This window comes from Enterobacter sp. RIT418 (assembly GCF_003057745.1).
In the GTDB taxonomy this organism is placed as follows: domain Bacteria; phylum Pseudomonadota; class Gammaproteobacteria; order Enterobacterales; family Enterobacteriaceae; genus Enterobacter.
Window position 1 is genome coordinate 59137 of the sequence record NZ_QBJD02000016.1, and the last position, 17126, is coordinate 76262.

At 55.6% G+C, this 17126-nt stretch carries 16 protein-coding genes; 9 read left to right on the plus strand and 7 right to left on the minus strand.

Annotation, left to right across the window (positions count from 1 at the left end; genetic code table 11):
• The first annotated feature begins 85 nt into the window (after window positions 1-85).
• Window positions 86-412, plus strand: coding sequence for a YceK/YidQ family lipoprotein (locus DBY73_RS17625; RefSeq protein WP_112012367.1), 327 nt, complete (start codon window positions 86-88; stop codon window positions 410-412).
• On the opposite strand, the gene DBY73_RS17630 is transcribed toward DBY73_RS17625, so the two are convergent.
• The 6 genes from DBY73_RS17630 to dnaA form a co-directional block, all read right to left on the minus strand.
• On the minus strand, window positions 409-1638 hold the full coding sequence (locus tag DBY73_RS17630) for a DUF3748 domain-containing protein (RefSeq protein WP_112012368.1): 1230 nt from the start codon (window positions 1636-1638) through the stop codon (window positions 409-411). The genes DBY73_RS17625 and DBY73_RS17630 overlap by 4 nt on opposite strands.
• Window positions 1639-1688: 50 nt before the next feature.
• A complete protein-coding gene (gene yidA, locus DBY73_RS17635; RefSeq protein ID WP_112012369.1) occupies window positions 1689-2501 on the minus strand; it encodes a sugar-phosphatase in 813 nt (270 codons plus the stop codon).
• Window positions 2502-2693: 192 nt separating this feature from the next.
• Complete coding sequence (gene gyrB, locus DBY73_RS17640) at window positions 2694-5105, minus strand: DNA topoisomerase (ATP-hydrolyzing) subunit B (RefSeq protein ID WP_112012370.1); 2412 nt, start codon at window positions 5103-5105, stop codon at window positions 2694-2696.
• A 28-nt stretch (window positions 5106-5133) separates the two neighbouring features.
• Window positions 5134-6207 carry a DNA replication/repair protein RecF gene (gene recF, locus DBY73_RS17645; protein WP_112012371.1) on the minus strand — a complete coding sequence of 358 codons (1074 nt, stop codon included), beginning with the start codon at window positions 6205-6207 and terminating at the stop codon, window positions 5134-5136.
• A 147-nt stretch (window positions 6208-6354) separates the two neighbouring features.
• The gene (dnaN, locus tag DBY73_RS17650) at window positions 6355-7455 is read right to left on the minus strand and encodes a DNA polymerase III subunit beta (RefSeq protein WP_112012372.1); all 1101 of its coding nucleotides are present in this window, start codon (window positions 7453-7455) and stop codon (window positions 6355-6357) included.
• Between the two features lie 4 nt (window positions 7456-7459).
• Window positions 7460-8854, minus strand: coding sequence for a chromosomal replication initiator protein DnaA (dnaA, locus tag DBY73_RS17655; RefSeq protein WP_010426558.1), 1395 nt, complete (start codon window positions 8852-8854; stop codon window positions 7460-7462).
• Window positions 8855-9454: 600 nt separating this feature from the next.
• Between dnaA and rpmH the strand changes: the two genes are divergently transcribed.
• The 6 genes from rpmH to DBY73_RS17690 all read left to right on the plus strand — a co-directional run bounded on the left by rpmH (window position 9455) and on the right by DBY73_RS17690 (window position 13972).
• Complete coding sequence (gene rpmH, locus DBY73_RS17665; protein WP_000831330.1) at window positions 9455-9595, plus strand: 50S ribosomal protein L34; 141 nt, start codon at window positions 9455-9457, stop codon at window positions 9593-9595.
• 16 nt (window positions 9596-9611) lie between these two features.
• Complete coding sequence (gene rnpA / locus DBY73_RS17670; protein ID WP_014072458.1) at window positions 9612-9971, plus strand: ribonuclease P protein component; 360 nt, start codon at window positions 9612-9614, stop codon at window positions 9969-9971.
• Entirely contained in the window at window positions 9935-10192 is a 258-nt protein-coding gene (gene yidD / locus DBY73_RS17675; RefSeq protein ID WP_001307474.1) for a membrane protein insertion efficiency factor YidD, read from the plus strand. The genes rnpA and yidD overlap by 37 nt, the downstream gene beginning before the upstream one ends.
• Window positions 10193-10194: 2 nt before the next feature.
• On the plus strand, window positions 10195-11838 hold the full coding sequence (gene yidC / locus DBY73_RS17680) for a membrane protein insertase YidC (protein WP_112012374.1): 1644 nt from the start codon (window positions 10195-10197) through the stop codon (window positions 11836-11838).
• 192 nt (window positions 11839-12030) lie between these two features.
• A complete protein-coding gene (gene mnmE, locus DBY73_RS17685) occupies window positions 12031-13395 on the plus strand; it encodes a tRNA uridine-5-carboxymethylaminomethyl(34) synthesis GTPase MnmE (RefSeq protein ID WP_112012375.1) in 1365 nt (454 codons plus the stop codon).
• 169 nt (window positions 13396-13564) lie between these two features.
• Window positions 13565-13972 carry a GNAT family N-acetyltransferase gene (locus DBY73_RS17690; protein ID WP_112012376.1) on the plus strand — a complete coding sequence of 136 codons (408 nt, stop codon included), beginning with the start codon at window positions 13565-13567 and terminating at the stop codon, window positions 13970-13972.
• Window positions 13973-14171: 199 nt separating this feature from the next.
• Here DBY73_RS17690 and DBY73_RS17695 read toward each other — a convergent pair whose 3' ends face one another.
• On the minus strand, window positions 14172-14546 hold the full coding sequence (locus DBY73_RS17695; RefSeq protein ID WP_112012377.1) for a DUF6232 family protein: 375 nt from the start codon (window positions 14544-14546) through the stop codon (window positions 14172-14174).
• Window positions 14547-14889: 343 nt separating this feature from the next.
• On the opposite strand from DBY73_RS17695, the gene DBY73_RS17700 reads away from it, so the two are divergent.
• A complete protein-coding gene (locus DBY73_RS17700; RefSeq protein WP_112012378.1) occupies window positions 14890-16065 on the plus strand; it encodes an MFS transporter in 1176 nt (391 codons plus the stop codon).
• A complete protein-coding gene (gene yidZ, locus DBY73_RS17705; protein WP_112012379.1) occupies window positions 16034-16996 on the plus strand; it encodes an HTH-type transcriptional regulator YidZ in 963 nt (320 codons plus the stop codon). Before DBY73_RS17700 ends, yidZ begins: the two co-directional genes overlap by 32 nt.
• Window positions 16997-17126: the final 130 nt, after the last annotated feature.

The window sequence follows — 17126 nt, forward strand, 5'->3', positions numbered from 1 at the left end:
GGGGTTTATGCGCTATTCATTTTGAACAGGGCTGATATAACCCTGAGTTGCAGGTCTATGTAGTGCCATTAACGATGACTGAGTGATGATGAAAAATGTTCTGATAAAGCTGACAACGTTCAGCGGGGTGGTTTTACTTTGCGGGTGTTCGAGCGTGATGTCTCACACCGGCGGTAAAGAAGGAACATATCCGGGGACGCGCGCCAGCGCGGCCATGATCTCGGATGACGATACGAACTGGGGAACAAAATCTCTGGCGATCCTCGACATGCCGTTCACGGCAGTCGCCGACACGCTCCTGCTGCCGTGGGATCTGTTCCGTACGGACAGCTCCGTGCGTTCGCGCGTTGAGAAAAGCGAGCGGCAAAATCTGGCAACCAATGCCGTAATCCCCCCAGCCGATATGCCCTAGCGCTTTTCGGTTTCCGTTAGCCAAAGCTGGCGGAAACCGTCCGTCTCCGCCATCCAGGCAATTTTCTTACCGTCAGGGGAAAAGATAATCGCGTCCACCGACGGTGGATTGCCGCGATCGGACGTCAAAAACGTCACCTCTCCGCTCTGCGCGTCGCACAGCGCAATCCGGTTTTTAAGCACAAATCCCAGCATTTTCCCTGAAGGATGCCAGTTAAATGCCGACTGAATGTCGCTGTCATTATGGGTTAACTGACGCGGCTCGCCGCCCTGCGGCGAAATCAGCCAGAGCTGCACAATGCCGTGATCATCGCGCATCAAAAAGGCGATCTGCGTGGCCTGCGGATTGCTGCGCACCCAGTGGCGCGGCGCGTTCACCAGCCCCGGATACGCCCGCTGGTGGGTAAAGGTTAAACGACGCTGGACGATGCCCGCCGGCGGCGCGGGAAGGGTTTCAGGCGTTCCCTGCAGCGGCGCATCGCCCGCGCGCTTCCAGCCCTGCTCGTCTTTCGGAAGGTCGACAATAAACAGCTCAGGCACTTTCACGCCCGTGGCGGACAGCGTATCGCCGATAAACGCCAGCCTGTCGTTGCCCACCCAGCCTTCTTCGTAGGCGCGGTTGATCTCATCGCTGCCCGGTATTGGCGTCGGCGTCGTGCGGCTAACCAGCACGCTCCAGAAGGTGCCAGCATAGTTACGCGGATGGTTGCCGCGCGGCGTGACCGGGCCAAACGGCGACGCGACGCCGACGTTGCGTAAGTCCAGCTTTGGGTCGCGCGCGCGCAGCACGTGGTCATTATAGGTAAAGCTGACGAACTGCCCGTTTGGGCTGAAGACGTGCACGTGGCTGCCGCCGCGCAGCGCGCCCGGCGTGTAGGGTGCGGTGATATCCATCGCATCAAGGTTTTCGACCGCGCCGTTATGTGCAATGACCCCCTGACGGTGGTGAAAATCATACTGCCACGCCGCGTCGGGGTTTTCCGGCCCGTGAATAAACACGTACTTATCTTCTGCAGGATGAACGGTCACCACGCCAACGTGCGCGCCGCGGCAGGCGCGATAAATCACCTCCACCTCGCCGGTATTCACGTTGACCCGCTCGATGGTTTCACCGGTGAACGACGCGCCCGACGGGCGCACGTCAAATGCCAGCCACTGGCTGTCCGGCGTCCAGGTGTTGATGTTGGTGAGCTGGTGGTTGCGGGAAGCGAAGGTGATTTGTTTCATAAGGATACCCTGATGCGCGGTTATCGCATCAGGGTATCGCAAGCTGATTTTTAGTTCAGCACAAACTTCTCAATGGCGTACGCCACGCCGTCTTCCAGGTTAGATTTGGTGACGAAGTTAGCGACTTCCTTCACGGACGGAATGGCATTCTCCATCGCCACGCCCATACCCGCGTATTCGATCATCGCGATGTCGTTTTCCTGATCCCCCAGCGTCATGATCTCTTCTGGCTTAATGCCCAGCGCGTCGGCCAGGGATTTCACGCCCGTGCCTTTATTGACGCGTTTATCGAGGATTTCGAGGAAGTACGGCGCGCTTTTCAGCACGGTGTATTTCTCTTTTACCTCTGCCGGAATGCGCGCGATGGCTTTATCCAGGATCTCAGGCTCGTCGATCATCATCACTTTCAGGAACTGGGTGGCAGGGTCCATTTTCTCCGCTTCGCAGAACACCAGCGGGATGGTCGCAACGTAGGATTCATGCACCGTGTAGTAGCTGATGTCGCGGTTAGCGGTATACAGCGTGTTGCGGTCGAGCGCGTGGAAGTGAGAACCCACCTCGCGGGACAGTTTTTCAAGATACAGGTAATCATCATAGCTCAGCGCGGTTTGCGCCACCGTGCTGCCATCCGCCGCTTTCTGCACCAGCGCGCCGTTGTAGGTAATGCAGTAATCACCCGGCTGGTTCATGTGCAGCTCTTTCAGGTAGCTGTGCACGCCCGCATACGGACGCCCCGTGGTCAGCACTACGTTCACGCCTTTTTCGCGCGCGGCAGCGATGGCATTTTTAACGGCGGGAGAGATAGTGTGGTCCGGCAGCAGCAGCGTGCCGTCCATATCGATTGCAATGAGTTTGATGGCCATGAGATCCCCAGATTAAGTGAGTCTGGACTCATGCTAACGCGATTCGGCTCAAAAAACACGGTAAGAAAGGGGGATTGGATTTGAGGAGAGGATTCCTCTTTTGCGCAGTTTTTTTCCCCGAGAGGAAGAAAAGACGGTACCGGGCATTCCCCTCTCCCCTATGGGGAGAGGGTTAGGGTGAGGGGATATTACTTAGATATCGATATTCGCCGCTTTCAGGGCGTTTTCTTCGATAAAGGCGCGACGAGGCTCAACCGCGTCACCCATCAGAGTGGTGAACAGCTGGTCGGCGGCAATCGCGTCCTTCACGGTCACGCGCAGCATGCGGCGGCTTTCCGGATCCATGGTGGTTTCCCAGAGCTGTTCCGGGTTCATTTCGCCCAGACCTTTATAGCGCTGGATAGCGAGGCCACGACGGGACTCTTTCACCAGCCACTCCAGCGCCTGCTCGAAGCTGGCTACCGGCTGGCGGCGCTCGCCGCGTTCGATGAAGGCATCGTCTTCGATCAGGCCGCGCAGCTTCTCGCCGAGCGTGCAGAGACGACGATATTCCGGACCGGTCACAAACTCGTGCTCGAGCGGATAATCGGTATCAACGCCGTGGGTACGCACGCGGATAATCGGCTCAAACTGCCCGTCAGCGTTCTGCTGAACGTCGCACTTCCACATGCTGCCGTGCTGCTCTTTCTCGTTCAGCTCGCTCACCAGGGCATTGACCCAGCGGGAAACGGTCTGTTCGTTGCTCAGATCGGCCTCGGTCAGCGTTGGCTGATACACCAGCGCTTTCAGCAGCGTCTTCGGATAACGACGCTCCATGCGCGTAATCATTTTCTGCGCGGCGTTGAACTCGGAGACCAGACGTTCCAGCGGCTCGCCGGCCAGCGCAGGCGCGTGGGAGTTGGCGTGCAGGGTGGCACCGTCGAGCGCGATCGCGATTTGGTACTGATCCATCGCTTCGTCGTCTTTGATGTACTGTTCCTGCTTGCCTTTCTTCACTTTGTACAGCGGCGGCTGCGCGATGTAGACGTGGCCACGCTCAACGATTTCCGGCATCTGACGGTAGAAGAAGGTCAACAGCAGCGTACGGATGTGCGAACCGTCGACGTCCGCATCGGTCATGATGATGATGCTGTGATAGCGCAGTTTGTCCGGGTTGTACTCGTCGCGGCCAATGCCGCAGCCCAGCGCGGTGATCAGCGTTGCCACTTCCTGAGAAGAGAGCATCTTGTCGAAGCGCGCTTTCTCAACGTTGAGGATTTTACCCTTCAGCGGCAGGATCGCCTGGTTCTTACGGTTACGGCCCTGCTTCGCAGAACCGCCCGCGGAGTCCCCTTCCACGAGGTACAGTTCGGACAGCGCCGGGTCGCGCTCCTGGCAGTCCGCCAGCTTGCCCGGCAGGCCAGCCAAGTCCAGCGCGCCTTTACGACGGGTCATTTCACGGGCTTTACGCGCCGCTTCGCGCGCGCGCGCCGCGTCGATAATTTTGCCCACGACGATTTTCGCGTCGGACGGGTTTTCCAGCAGGTATTCGCTCAGCAGCTCGTTCATCTGCTGCTCTACCGCCGATTTCACCTCGGAAGAGACCAGCTTGTCTTTGGTCTGCGAGGAGAACTTCGGATCCGGCACCTTCACGGAGACAACGGCAATCAGACCTTCACGGGCGTCGTCGCCGGTGGCGCTGACTTTCGCTTTTTTGCTGTAGCCTTCTTTGTCCATGTAGGCGTTCAGGGTACGGGTCATCGCCGCGCGGAAGCCCGCCAGGTGCGTACCGCCGTCACGCTGTGGAATGTTGTTGGTGAAGCAGTAGATGTTTTCCTGGAAACCGTCGTTCCACTGCAGCGCCACTTCTACGCCAATGCCGTCTTTTTCGGTGGAGAAGTAGAAGATATTCGGGTGAATTGGCGTTTTGTTCTTGTTCAGATACTCAACGAACGCCTTGATGCCGCCTTCGTAATGGAAGTGGTCTTCTTTGCCGTCGCGCTTGTCTTTCAGACGGATAGAGACGCCGGAGTTCAGGAACGACAGCTCACGCAGGCGCTTCGCCAGGATGTCGTATTCGAATTCGGTGACGTTGGTGAAGGTTTCCAGGCTCGGCCAGAAGCGCACCAGGGTACCGGTTTTGTCGGTGTCGCCGGTCACGGCCAGCGGGGCCTGCGGCACGCCGTGGGTGTAGAGCTGGCGGTGAATTTTACCTTCGCGCTGGATAACCAGCTCCAGCTTCTGCGACAGGGCGTTTACCACGGAAACGCCAACGCCATGCAGACCACCGGACACTTTATAGGAGTTATCGTCGAACTTACCGCCCGCGTGCAGCACGGTCATGATAACTTCCGCAGCGGATACCCCTTCTTCCGGATGAATACCGGTTGGGATGCCGCGACCATCATCGGTGACGGAGACGGAGTTGTCCGCATGGATCGTGACCACGATGTCTTTACAGTGACCCGCGAGCGCTTCGTCGATAGCGTTATCCACAACCTCGAATACCATGTGGTGCAGACCGGTGCCGTCATCCGTGTCGCCGATATACATACCCGGGCGCTTACGCACCGCATCCAGCCCTTTCAGGACTTTGATACTGGAGGAGTCATAAGAATTCGACATCAACGTTTCTCGCTCATTTAAACTTGGGTTAATCCGTTATTTTACCCTTTTCCACGGTAAACATCTTCGAATTTTCGTCCGACATGTCTATAACGTGTTCAGCGCTAATCGCGCTGACGAAAACCTGCGACTGCGTGGCTTTTAAGCGGCTGGCAAGCAGCCCGCGCCGCGCGTCGTCGAGTTCCGAGGCAAAATCATCTATCAGATACAGGCAGCGCCGCCCGCTCTCGCGGGTGAGGAACTCCCCCTGCGCCAGGCGCAGCGCGCACATCAGGAGCTTAAGCTGCCCGCGCGACAAGGTATCTTCAACCGGTGCGCCGTCTGCACGAATGCGAAAATCCGCCTTGTGCGGACCGTGCGCGGTGTAGGTCAGCATGCGATCGCGCTCGAAGCTTCTCTCCAGCACGTCGGCATAATCCGTCTCTTTCTCCCAGCCGCGCTGGAAGGAAAAGGTCAGGGAAAACTCCGGTAAAAACTGTTTGCAGGTATCGGCCATGTCTTCGGCGATCCCTGCGCTGTATTCGGCACGCCAGCGGCTGATTTGTTCCGCCAGCGGGATCAGTTCCCTATCCCACGGACGCAGCTGGGCGTAGCGGGTGACCTGGCGCAGCGCGGCGTTGCGCTGCTTGAGCAGGCGCTTCAGATTGCTCCAGGCGTTAAAGAACCCGGCTTCATTGTGAAAGCATCCCCAGTCGAGGAACGCTCTTCTGTATTTGGGGCCGCCGTTGAGTAAAGTAAACCCCTCGGGCGTGATCAGCTGCATCGGCATCAGCAGCGCCAGCTCGGCCACCTTATGGCCGTCTGTGCCGTCGATGCGCACCTTGCTGTCGCCCTGCTTGTCTTTGGTCAGACCGATGGCGGTTTCGCGCTCTTCGCCCTGCAGGCGCCCGTGAAGCACAAAGGATTCCTGCTCGTGGCGAATGACGCGACCAATCTGCAGGCTGCGAAACGCCCGGCCGTGGCCAAGCGTGTAGATGGCTTCCAGCACGCTGGTTTTGCCGCTGCCGTTCGCGCCAACCAGGAAGTTAAAGCCGGGGGATAAAGCAAGATCCGCATTTTCAATGTTACGGAAGTCTTTGATTAAAAGGCGCGTCAGTGACATATCTGAGTTTCTTCGGGCCAGGGCGTAATCGGCGCAGCCAGTTTCAACGCGGACTGCGCGCAGACCCTGGAGCGTACACGCAGTACGTGACAGGGGCGAGCACAGCCCAGGTTGAAAATGGCAAGTAAGATAGCCCGATAGTTATCACTACAGTCTCATTGGCATGACAACATAAGCCGCCGACTGTGATGCGGCATCTTCAATCTGTACGCTCGAAACGGAGTCAGTCAGCAGGATGCGAACGTTCTCGCATTTCAGCGCGTTCAGCACATCCAGCACATAGCTGACGTTGAAGCCGATTTCCATCTCAGCCCCGGCGTAGGTGACGTCCAGAATCTCTTCCGCCTCTTCCTGCTCTGGGTTGTTGGCGGTGATTTTGATCTGATTTTCGCTTACGTACAGGCGCACGCCGCGGAACTTCTCGTTAGAGAGGATTGCAGCACGGGCAAACGCCTGCTTAAGCGTATCGCAGCTTGCTTCCAGATGCTTATCCGGGTTTTTCGGCAATACGCGGCGATAATCCGGGAAACGACCGTCAACCAGCTTCGAGGTGAAGACAAAATCGCCCACGTGGGCACGAATGTTGTTGCTGCCGATCTGCACGCGCAGCGGAGTATCGCCGCCGTCGAGCATGCGCATCAGCTCAATCACGCCTTTACGCGGCACGATCACCGAATGGTTTGGCAGGGAATCGCCAATCGGCATGGAACAGACCGCCAGACGGTGGCCGTCAGTGGCCACGGTACGCAGCTCTTCACCTTCGGTTTCGAACAGCATGCCGTTTAAGTAGTAACGAACGTCCTGATGAGCCATGGAGAACTGCGTGGCCTCAATCAGACGCTTCATCGTCGCCTGCGGCAGGGTAAATTCAACTTCGCTCTGCCAGTCGTCGAGGTTCGGGAAGTCTGCGGCAGGCAGCGTGGAGAGCGAGAAACGGCTGCGGCCAGAGCGCACCAGCATGCGGTCGCCTTCGAGCTGCACGGCAATTTCTGCACCTTCCGGCAGCCCGCGGCAGATATCAAAGAATTTACGTGCCGGAACGGTAGTCGCGCCCGCGTCATGCGGCTGAGACAGCGTAACGCGCGCGATCATTTCCATTTCCAGGTCTGTGCCGGTCAGCGACAGCGTGCCGTCCGCGACCTGAAGCAGCAGGTTTCCAAGAATAGGCAACGTTGGGCGGCCACCTAATGGGCCACTTACCTGCTGCAGCGGTTTTAATAAATGTTCACGTTCAACAGTAAATTTCATAGCGTCACGATGATAGAGTTCTGATTAAATTGGAAAAATCTTCTTTTATGTCGTGGCTTTCTTCGCGTAACTGCTCAATCTTACGGCACGCGTGCAGCACGGTCGTATGGTCACGGCCACCAAACGCATCGCCAATTTCCGGCAGGCTGTGGTTGGTTAACTCCTTTGCCAACGCCATTGCCATCTGACGCGGACGCGCCACGGAGCGGGAACGACGTTTAGACAGTAAATCGGCCACTTTGATTTTGTAGTACTCAGCCACCGTCTTTTGAATATTATCAATGGTGACCAGTTTTTCCTGCAATGCCAACAAATCACGCAGGGCTTCACGTACAAAATCGATGGTGATCGCACGGCCGGTAAAGTTGGCATTGGCAATAACGCGGTTCAGCGCCCCTTCCAGCTCACGAACGTTGGAACGCAGACGCTTGGCGATAAAGAACGCCACTTCACCCGGCAGGCGAATGTCGTTTTCATCGGCTTTTTTCATCAGGATCGCGACGCGGGTTTCCAGCTCCGGCGGCTCGATCGCCACGGTCAGGCCCCAGCCGAAGCGGGATTTCAGACGATCTTCAACGCCGTTGATCTCTTTTGGATAACGATCCGAGGTCAAAATGATCTGCTGATTTCCTTCCAGCAGGGCATTGAAGGTGTGGAAAAACTCTTCCTGCGATCGTTCTTTATTGGCAAAGAACTGGATGTCATCGATCAGCAGCGCGTCAACGGAACGGTAGTAGCGTTTAAACTCTTCGATCGCATTGTTTTGCAGGGCTTTTACCATGTCCTGAACGAAGCGCTCGGAGTGCATATACACCACTTTCGCATTGGGCTTGCGCGCCATAATGCCGTTACCCACCGCGTGAAGAAGGTGCGTTTTACCCAGGCCCGTGCCGCCATAAAGGAACAGCGGGTTGTAGGCGCCACCGGGATTATCCGCAACCTGGCGAGCCGCCGCGCGCGCCAGCTGGTTCGACTTACCTTCAACGAAGTTATCAAACGTGTGTTTTACGTTAACGTTAGAGCGATAGGTAGGTTCTGCCGGAGCGGGAACATTATCCCAGCCCTGGCGAGCAGGTGCCACGCGAGGTGCAGGAGCGGGCGCCGCCTGCGCGGGTGCGGCCACGTTAACGGTCTCACGAACGGTTTGCGTGACCGGCTTGGTGCCCACTTCAAAACGTAGCTGTGGCGCGTCTGAGCCGCAAAAATCGTTCAGCAATCCATTGATATTATTAAGGTACTTATCCCTTACCCAATCGAGCACAAAACGGTTTGGCGCATACAAAGCCAGCGTGTTATCGCTCAGCTCCGCCTGCAATGGGCGGATCCACATACTGAATTCTGTGGCTGGTAACTCATCCTGCAATCGGGCAAGACACTGCTGCCAAAGCGAAAGTGACACGGCGGACTCCACTCGAACAATAAAAGAAAACTATTGAATATTCATGATTGTTGACGCACATCGACAAGACCCTGTGCAAAGGGGGACGTGCGAATTGCTATCTGCAATTTTATCCAGACCAGGATCCGTGGATCCCGATCGGGACCGCGGATCATAGCCTAAACTGAGCCAGAGATCTTCTGTTTCTCACAGATTCTTCCCGATTTATCCACAGGAAGATCCGGAACCGGGTAAGTGTAATCGATCCAGGCGCGCATGCCCCACGATTTAGCCCGCATATTGGAAAAATTAATGAGTACAGGCAAATTTTTGCTTAAATGATCTAACGAAGATCCGGCACGATCCTTGCGCTTTGTCGGTGAGCCCGTATAATCCTCGACCCGGCGCGTGATGCTCATCTTCCTGCGTCGTCCGTTGCTCATTTTCCACGCGAAATCGTGCGGAAATACGCGGGAAATAAGGAAAGAGAATTGACTCCGGAGTGTACAATTATTACAATCCGGCCTCTTTAATCACCCACGGCTTCGGCGTCCGTCATTCGAAACTCGGTCGGGCATCCGCAAAAGTCATGAATTTATTCAAGTTTAGGTAGAAATCGCCATGAAACGCACTTTTCAACCGTCTGTACTGAAGCGCAACCGTTCTCACGGCTTCCGTGCTCGTATGGCTACTAAAAATGGTCGTCAGGTTCTGGCACGTCGTCGTGCTAAAGGCCGCGCTCGTCTGACCGTTTCCAAGTAATAAAGCTAACCCCTGAGTGGTTAAGCTCGCATTTCCCAGGGAGTTACGTTTGTTAACTCCCACTCATTTCACTTTCGTCTTCCAGCAGCCACAACGGGCTGGCACGCCGCAAATCACCATCCTCGGCCGCCAAAATTCGCTGGGGCATCCCCGCATCGGTCTCACTGTCGCCAAGAAAAACGTTAAGCGTGCGCACGAACGCAATCGGATTAAACGTCTGACGCGTGAAAGCTTCCGTTTACGTCAACACGAACTGCCTTCAATGGATTTCGTGGTGGTGGCTAAAAAAGGGGTTGCCGACCTCGATAACCGTGCTCTCTCGGAAGCGTTGGAAAAATTATGGCGCCGCCACTGTCGCCTGGCTCACGGGTCCTGATAGCCCTGATAAGGGTCTATCAACGCCTGATTAGTCCGCTACTCGGGCCGCACTGCCGTTTCACACCAACATGTTCAAGCTACGGAATTGAGGCATTGCGCAGGTTTGGAGTGATAAAAGGCAGTTGGTTGACGGTGAAACGCGTATTAAAATGCCACCCTTTACACCCCGGTGGAGACGACCCCGTCCCCCCAGGACCATTTGATACCAGAGAACACTAACGATGGATTCGCAACGCAATCTTCTTATCATCGCTTTGTTGTTCGTGTCTTTCATGATCTGGCAGGCTTGGGAGCAGGATAAAAATCCTCAACCTCAGCAGCAGACCACGCAGACCACGACCACCGCAGCGGGTAGCGCCGCCGACCAGGGCGTACCGGCCAGTGGCCAGGGGAAACAGATTACGGTTAAGACCGATGTGCTTGAGCTGACTATCAACACCCGTGGTGGTGATATTGAGCAGGCGCTGCTGTTGACCTACCCGAAAGAGCTGAAGTCTACCGAACCGTTCCAGTTACTGGAAACCACACCTGAGTTTATCTATCAGGCGCAAAGCGGCCTGACCGGTCGTGATGGCCCAGATAACCCGGCTAACGGTGCGCGTCCACTGTATAACGTCGAGAAAGATACGTTTGTCCTGGCTGATGGTCAGAACGAAATCGCTATCCCGATGACCTACACCGATGCCGCAGGCAACACCTTCACCAAAACCTTCACCCTGAAACGCGGTGAGTATGCGGTGAACGTGGGCTACAACGTGAAGAACAGCAGCGAGAAGCCGCTGGAGCTGTCTACCTTCGGCCAGCTGAAGCAGTCCATCAACCTGCCGTCTCACCGTGACACCGGAAGCAGCAACTTTGCGCTGCATACCTTCCGTGGCGCGGCATACTCCACGCCTGACGCGAAGTATGAGAAATACAAATTCGACACCATCGCTGATAACGAGAACCTGAACGTTAGCGCGAAAGGCGGCTGGGTTGCGATGCTGCAGCAGTATTTCGCCACCGCATGGGTTCCGAATAACGACGGTACGAATAACTTCTACACCGCGAATCTCGGTAATGGTATTGCAGCCATCGGCTACAAATCTCAGCCGGTTCTGGTTCAGCCTGGTCAAGCCGGTACGCTGGCAAGCACCCTGTGGGTCGGCCCGGAAATTCAGGATAAAATGGCTGCAGTCGCGCCGCATCTGGATCTGACCGTCGATTACGGCTGGTTGTGGTTCATCTCTCAGCCGCTGTTTAAGCTGCTGAAGTTCATCCACAGCTTCCTGGGCAACTGGGGCTTCTCCATCATCGTTATCACCTTCATCGTTCGTGGCATCATGTACCCGCTGACTAAAGCGCAGTACACCTCCATGGCGAAGATGCGCATGCTGCAGCCTAAGATTCAGGCGATGCGTGAGCGTCTGGGCGATGACAAACAGCGTCAGAGCCAGGAAATGATGGCCCTGTATAAAGCAGAGAAAGTGAACCCGCTGGGTGGGTGCTTCCCGCTGCTGATTCAGATGCCAATCTTCCTTGCGCTGTACTACATGCTGATGGGCTCCGTTGAGCTGCGCCATGCGCCGTTCGCCCTGTGGATCCATGACCTGTCCGCACAGGACCCGTACTACATCCTGCCGATCCTGATGGGCGTGACGATGTTCTTCATCCAGAAGATGTCGCCGACCACCGTGACCGACCCGATGCAGCAGAAGATCATGACCTTTATGCCGGTCATCTTCACCGTGTTCTTCCTGTGGTTCCCGTCAGGTCTGGTGCTGTACTATATCGTCAGCAACCTGGTGACCATCATCCAGCAGCAGCTGATTTACCGTGGTCTGGAGAAGCGTGGCCTGCATAGCCGCGAAAAGAAAAAGTCCTGATACTCTTCATTCTTCAAGCCGCAGGCGCGTTGGCTGCGTTTGATTGCCCCAGTCACTTACTTCAGTAAGCTCCTGGGGCGCACAAACTTGCCGCCTTCCTGCAACTTGAATTATTTCGAGTATTCACGGTAGAGTTATGCCAGAGAAGGCGGTCATTAGACCGCCTTTTTCACATTTACAAAGAGACCAACCATGAGCCATAACGACACTATCGTCGCCCAGGCAACCCCACCGGGACGCGGTGGTGTAGGCATTCTGCGCATCTCCGGCCTGAAGGCGCGCGAGGTGGCCGAAGCGGTGCTGGGTAAACTGCCAAAGCCGCGCTACGCGGATTATCTGCCGTTTAAAGACAGCGACGGCACGCCGCTGGACCAGGGCATTGCGCTGTGGTTCCCCGGCCCGAACTCCTTTACCGGTGAAGACGTGCTGGAGCTGCAGGGCCACGGCGGACCGGTGATCCTCGACCTGCTGTTAAAACGCATTCTGACCCTGCCGGGCCTGCGCATTGCGAAGCCGGGCGAGTTCTCCGAGCGTGCCTTCCTCAACGACAAGCTCGATCTGGCGCAGGCCGAGGCGATTGCCGACCTGATCGACGCCAGCTCCGAGCAGGCGGCGCGCTCGGCGCTGAACTCTCTCCAGGGCGCATTTTCCGCGCGCGTGAATCATCTTGTCGAAGCACTGACTCACCTGCGCATCTACGTCGAAGCGGCCATCGACTTCCCCGACGAAGAGATCGACTTCCTCTCTGACGGCAAAATTGAAGCCCAGCTTAATAGCGTCATGGCCGATCTCGACGCCGTGCGCGCCGAAGCGCGCCAGGGCAGCCTGCTGCGCGAAGGGATGAAGGTGGTGATTGCCGGACGCCCTAACGCCGGGAAATCAAGCCTGCTGAACGCCCTCGCGGGCCGTGAAGCGGCGATCGTCACCGATATCGCCGGCACCACGCGCGACGTGCTGCGCGAGCACATTCACATCGACGGCATGCCGCTGCACATTATTGATACGGCAGGGCTGCGCGATGCCAGCGACGAAGTTGAGCGCATCGGTATCGAACGCGCCTGGCAGGAGATCGAGCAGGCCGACCGCGTGCTGTTTATGGTGGATGGCACCACGACTGACGCCGTTGACCCGGCTGAGATCTGGCCAGACTTTATCGCCCGCCTGCCGGCCAAGTTACCGATCACCGTGGTGCGCAACAAGGCGGATGTCACTGGCGAAACCCTCGGCATCAGCGATGTAAATGGTCACTCACTGATTCGCCTGTCGGCCCGCACGGGCGAAGGCGTGGACGACCTGCGCAACCATCTCAAGCAGAGCATGGGCTTTGACACCAGCATGGAAGGCGGCTTCCTGGCGCGCCGCCGTCACCTGCAGGCGCTGGAAGAGGCGGCGAACCACCTCGTTCAGGGTAAAGCGCAGCTGATCGGCGCGTGGGCGGGTGAGCTGCTGGCGGAAGAGCTGCGCCTGGCGCAGCAGAACCTGAGCGAGATCACCGGCGAATTTACGTCGGACGATCTGCTGGGAAGGATTTTCTCGAGCTTCTGTATTGGCAAATAAGTTTTAGTCCACCCTCGTCCGTGAACGACCACTAACCCGCATTAACTGCCTGTTAATGCGGGTTTTTATTTTTAACGGATTATTTTCCTACCGATATCCGTATCGTTTCGGGCATTGCTATCACAACATCAGGTTGCTAAAAGTTAATTATTTGTTATTGGTGATAGTCATGACTACCGAACACACCGTTGTTGAGTCCGTTCCCTCTGCCGAAGATTTTTGCCGTTTACGAAGTATATCGGGGTTATCAGCACGACCGCTTGAGGCTGCCAGGGTGGGTCTGCCGCGAAGCTGTTATGGCGTACACATTCTCTGGCAAGGAGTGCCTGTCGGCATGGGGCGTATCGTTGGCGATGGTGCATTAAACTTCGAGATAGTCGATATCGCCGTCGACCCCGCCCATCAGGGGCGTGGACTTGGCCGAATCATTATGGAAAACATTATTCGATGGCTGGATAGCAACGCTTATAAAGGCGCTTATGTCTCTCTGGTGGCTGACGTACCGGAACTCTATGCGAAGTTCGGTTTTGAGTTAGTCCGGCCGGAAAGCGAAGGAATGGCGAGAGTCTGGGGGTAGTGTTGTCATCTGGGTCAGCAAAGATACCGCTTTTGTATCCTTAAATGCGCCCAGGGCCGTGTTTTAAGACCGATTATCTTAAATGTATTAATGGGTTAGCTTGATTTCCCAGCTTCTGTACTGTAGCTAATTCAAACAACTCTTAAAATGCTGGCGACGGGTGAAAGCGCTGAAACTCTGATTGTCACCAGCTGATATATTATCCTCGATGAATAATGGCGTTGTTTAAGGAGTTAATAACATCATCAATATATTGTTTATCTGTACTGGAGAGTGCTTGTGATTCACCAGAAGAACTATTTAAATATACAATATATTCTGGTTTGATTGCTTTAAACCATGCAATGGCTGCAATAACCATAACTACACCGATCGCTTTGGCCAAAAAACCGGTGACTAAAAACACCATCACGAATCCAATAAGCGCCATAACAACAGGGCCAACTTTAGAGGGATCTGTTTGGCCACGTTTCACTGAAGTGACACCATTCATCGCATAGGTTGTTGAATCAACAATAAATCTAGCATTAGTGATACTTACATTACCATTTCTATAAAATTCAGTTTCTTCCATTTTAAAATCCTTAACTCTTAGCTATATGTAATAATAAAGGGTATGAGTTTATTTTCGGAAAAATATCTCAAAGCTTTAGCATTTTGGTGAAAATATTAACACTGTTTTCATCCAGGCTGACAGGGAAAGGCGATTGCGAAACAAAAATATTATCTCAGAAATCAAAGATAATATGGAAAGCTTTTAAACCGTAATACCAATACGCCCCGTTTTGCTTTAACTTGATCCCATTAAATGCCGCCAACCAGCCTCTTTCCTCCCAGGAAATCACTATTGTCCAAATGGCAACTCGCCTAATCCACTTCATCCCCCTATTCTGCATGCCTGCATCTATGGGGGGTTTATGGCGCGTTTTCTGTTTTGTAGTTTCGCATTAGTTCTGCTTTATCCGTCAGGCATCGATATGTATCTGGTGGGATTACCGCACATCGCCCAGGATCTCGGGGCCAGCGAAGCGCAGCTGCACATCGCGTTTTCGGCCTACCTCGCGGGGATGGCGTCGTCGATGGTCTTTGCCGGGAAAATTGCCGATAAGGCCGGTCGTCAGCCCGTCGCAATAACGGGCGCGGTCATTTTTGCCCTCGCCTCGGTGCTTTGCTCGCTGGCGCACGGCAGCACGACGTTTCTTGCGGGTCGTTTTATCCAGGGCATTGGCGCCGGCGGCTGCTACGTGGTGGCGTTTGCGATTCTGCGCGACACCCTGAGCGCCCAGCGGCGCGCGAAGGTGCTCTCCATGCTGAACGGCATTACCTGCATCATTCCGGTGCTGGCCCCGGTTGTGGGATATCTGATTATGCTGAAACTCCCCTGGCAGAGCCTGTTCTGGACGATGGCGAGCATGGGCATGTTGGTGTTTCTTCTGTCGATCGCGGTATTGAAGGAGACCCATCCCGGCGCGCAAAACGCGGGACACACGGCATCAATTCATCCTGCCGAAAAGCTTCTTAACCGATTCTTCCTGAGCCGCCTGGCGGTCACCACCCTGAGCGTGGCGGTGATCCTGACCTATGTAAACGTTTCCCCTGTTTTACTGATGGAAACCATGGGCTTCGATCGCGGAGAATATTCGACGGTGATGGCGTTAACCGCACTGGTTAGCATGGCCGTCTCTTTCTCAACGCCGTTTGCGCTGAACGTCTTCCGTCAGCGCACGCTCATGCTGGCCTCGCAGGTTTTATTCCTGACGGCAGGCGTGATTCTGGCAACCGCCAGCTCGCACGCGGTGATGCTGGTGGGCATTACGCTGATTTGCGCCGGGTTCTCCGTCGGGTTTGGCGTGGCGATGAGCCAGGCGCTCGGCCCGTTCTCGCTGCGCGCGGGGGTCGCCAGCTCGGTGCTGGGCATCGCACAGGTCTGCGGGTCATCGCTGTGGATATGGCTGGCAGCCGTTATCGGCCTCAACGCGCTGAATATGCTGATCGGGATTCTGATTGGCTGTAGCATGCTCTGCATTCTCTTACTTATGGTCATCCAGCCCGCAGCGCATTATGAAGAAGCCCATCAGCAGCCTCGATCTTAACCTGTTACTGTGCCTGCAGCTTTTGCTGCAGGAGCGTAGCGTCACCAAAGCCGCAAAGCGGATGAACGTGACGCCGTCCGCGGTCAGCAAATCACTGGCGAAGCTGCGCGACTGGTTCGAAGACCCGCTGTTTGTGAAAACGCCGCTGGGGCTGCTGCCCACGCCCCTGACGGTTAGCCTGGAGCAGGATCTGGCCGACTGGATGCAGATAGGCAATCAGATCCTCGATAAATTTCACCATGATTCCCCGGGCAATCTAAAATTCGAGCTGGCGGCGGAAACCCCGCTGATGCTGATCCGCCTTAACGCGCTGCTGGAGCAGGTGAACCAGCGCTACCCACAGGCAACGGTGAAGATGCGCCACTGGGATTACGACTCGCTGGACGCCATTACGCGCGGGGAAGTGGACCTTGGTTTTACCGGACGGGAAACGCATCCGCGCTCGCGCGAGCTGCTCAAGCTGATGCCGTGGTTTATCGACTACGAAATTCTGTTCAGCGACCGGCCGTGCGTTTACGTTCGCGAGGATCACCCTGCGCTCCAGGAGGAGTGGAACCTGGAGACGTTCCTGCGCTATCCGCACATCAGCATTTTCTGGGAGCGTAGCGATACCTGGGCGCTGGATGAGGTGTTAAGAGAAATGGGCCGCGAGCGTAACATCGCCATGAGCCTGCCCGGCTTTGAGCAGTCGATGTTCATGGCGGCTCAGCCCGGCCACCATTACATTGCCACGGCGCCGCATTACTGCCATCACTACAATCAGCTCCACCAGCGAAAGCTGGTCACCTTGCCCATTCCGATTGATGAAGCGCAGGCAGAAAAGCTGACCGTTCCCTTCACGCTCATCTGGCACAAGCGAAACAGCCACAACCCCAAAATACTCTGGTTACGAGAAACCATTAAGGCCCTTTACGGCGCGCCGCTGCGTTAGCGATCCCTTTTTTTGGACAAGAAAATGTAAAGTTCGGCTTTCAGGCTATTTTTACTTTCAATTACCGATTAAAACTGTAGCTGAGTTAAGCGATAATCATGTAACCGTTTAACCTATCGGGTCCATTATC

What these genes read in the sequence shown, in the direction of transcription:
- DBY73_RS17625 (WP_112012367.1), top strand. Translation starts at nt 86, where the DNA reads ATGATGAAAAATGTTCTGATAAAGCTGACAACGTTCAGCGGGGTGGTT.
- DBY73_RS17630 (WP_112012368.1), bottom strand. Translation starts at nt 1,638, where the DNA reads ATGAAACAAATCACCTTCGCTTCCCGCAACCACCAGCTCACCAACATC.
- yidA (WP_112012369.1), bottom strand. Translation starts at nt 2,501, where the DNA reads ATGGCCATCAAACTCATTGCAATCGATATGGACGGCACGCTGCTGCTG.
- gyrB (WP_112012370.1), bottom strand. Translation starts at nt 5,105, where the DNA reads ATGTCGAATTCTTATGACTCCTCCAGTATCAAAGTCCTGAAAGGGCTG.
- recF (WP_112012371.1), bottom strand. Translation starts at nt 6,207, where the DNA reads ATGTCACTGACGCGCCTTTTAATCAAAGACTTCCGTAACATTGAAAAT.
- dnaN (WP_112012372.1), bottom strand. Translation starts at nt 7,455, where the DNA reads ATGAAATTTACTGTTGAACGTGAACATTTATTAAAACCGCTGCAGCAG.
- rpmH (WP_000831330.1), top strand. Translation starts at nt 9,455, where the DNA reads ATGAAACGCACTTTTCAACCGTCTGTACTGAAGCGCAACCGTTCTCAC.
- yidD (WP_001307474.1), top strand. Translation starts at nt 9,935, where the DNA reads ATGGCGCCGCCACTGTCGCCTGGCTCACGGGTCCTGATAGCCCTGATA.
- yidC (WP_112012374.1), top strand. Translation starts at nt 10,195, where the DNA reads ATGGATTCGCAACGCAATCTTCTTATCATCGCTTTGTTGTTCGTGTCT.
- mnmE (WP_112012375.1), top strand. Translation starts at nt 12,031, where the DNA reads ATGAGCCATAACGACACTATCGTCGCCCAGGCAACCCCACCGGGACGC.
- DBY73_RS17690 (WP_112012376.1), top strand. Translation starts at nt 13,565, where the DNA reads ATGACTACCGAACACACCGTTGTTGAGTCCGTTCCCTCTGCCGAAGAT.
- DBY73_RS17695 (WP_112012377.1), bottom strand. Translation starts at nt 14,546, where the DNA reads ATGGAAGAAACTGAATTTTATAGAAATGGTAATGTAAGTATCACTAAT.
- DBY73_RS17700 (WP_112012378.1), top strand. Translation starts at nt 14,890, where the DNA reads ATGGCGCGTTTTCTGTTTTGTAGTTTCGCATTAGTTCTGCTTTATCCG.
- yidZ (WP_112012379.1), top strand. Translation starts at nt 16,034, where the DNA reads ATGAAGAAGCCCATCAGCAGCCTCGATCTTAACCTGTTACTGTGCCTG.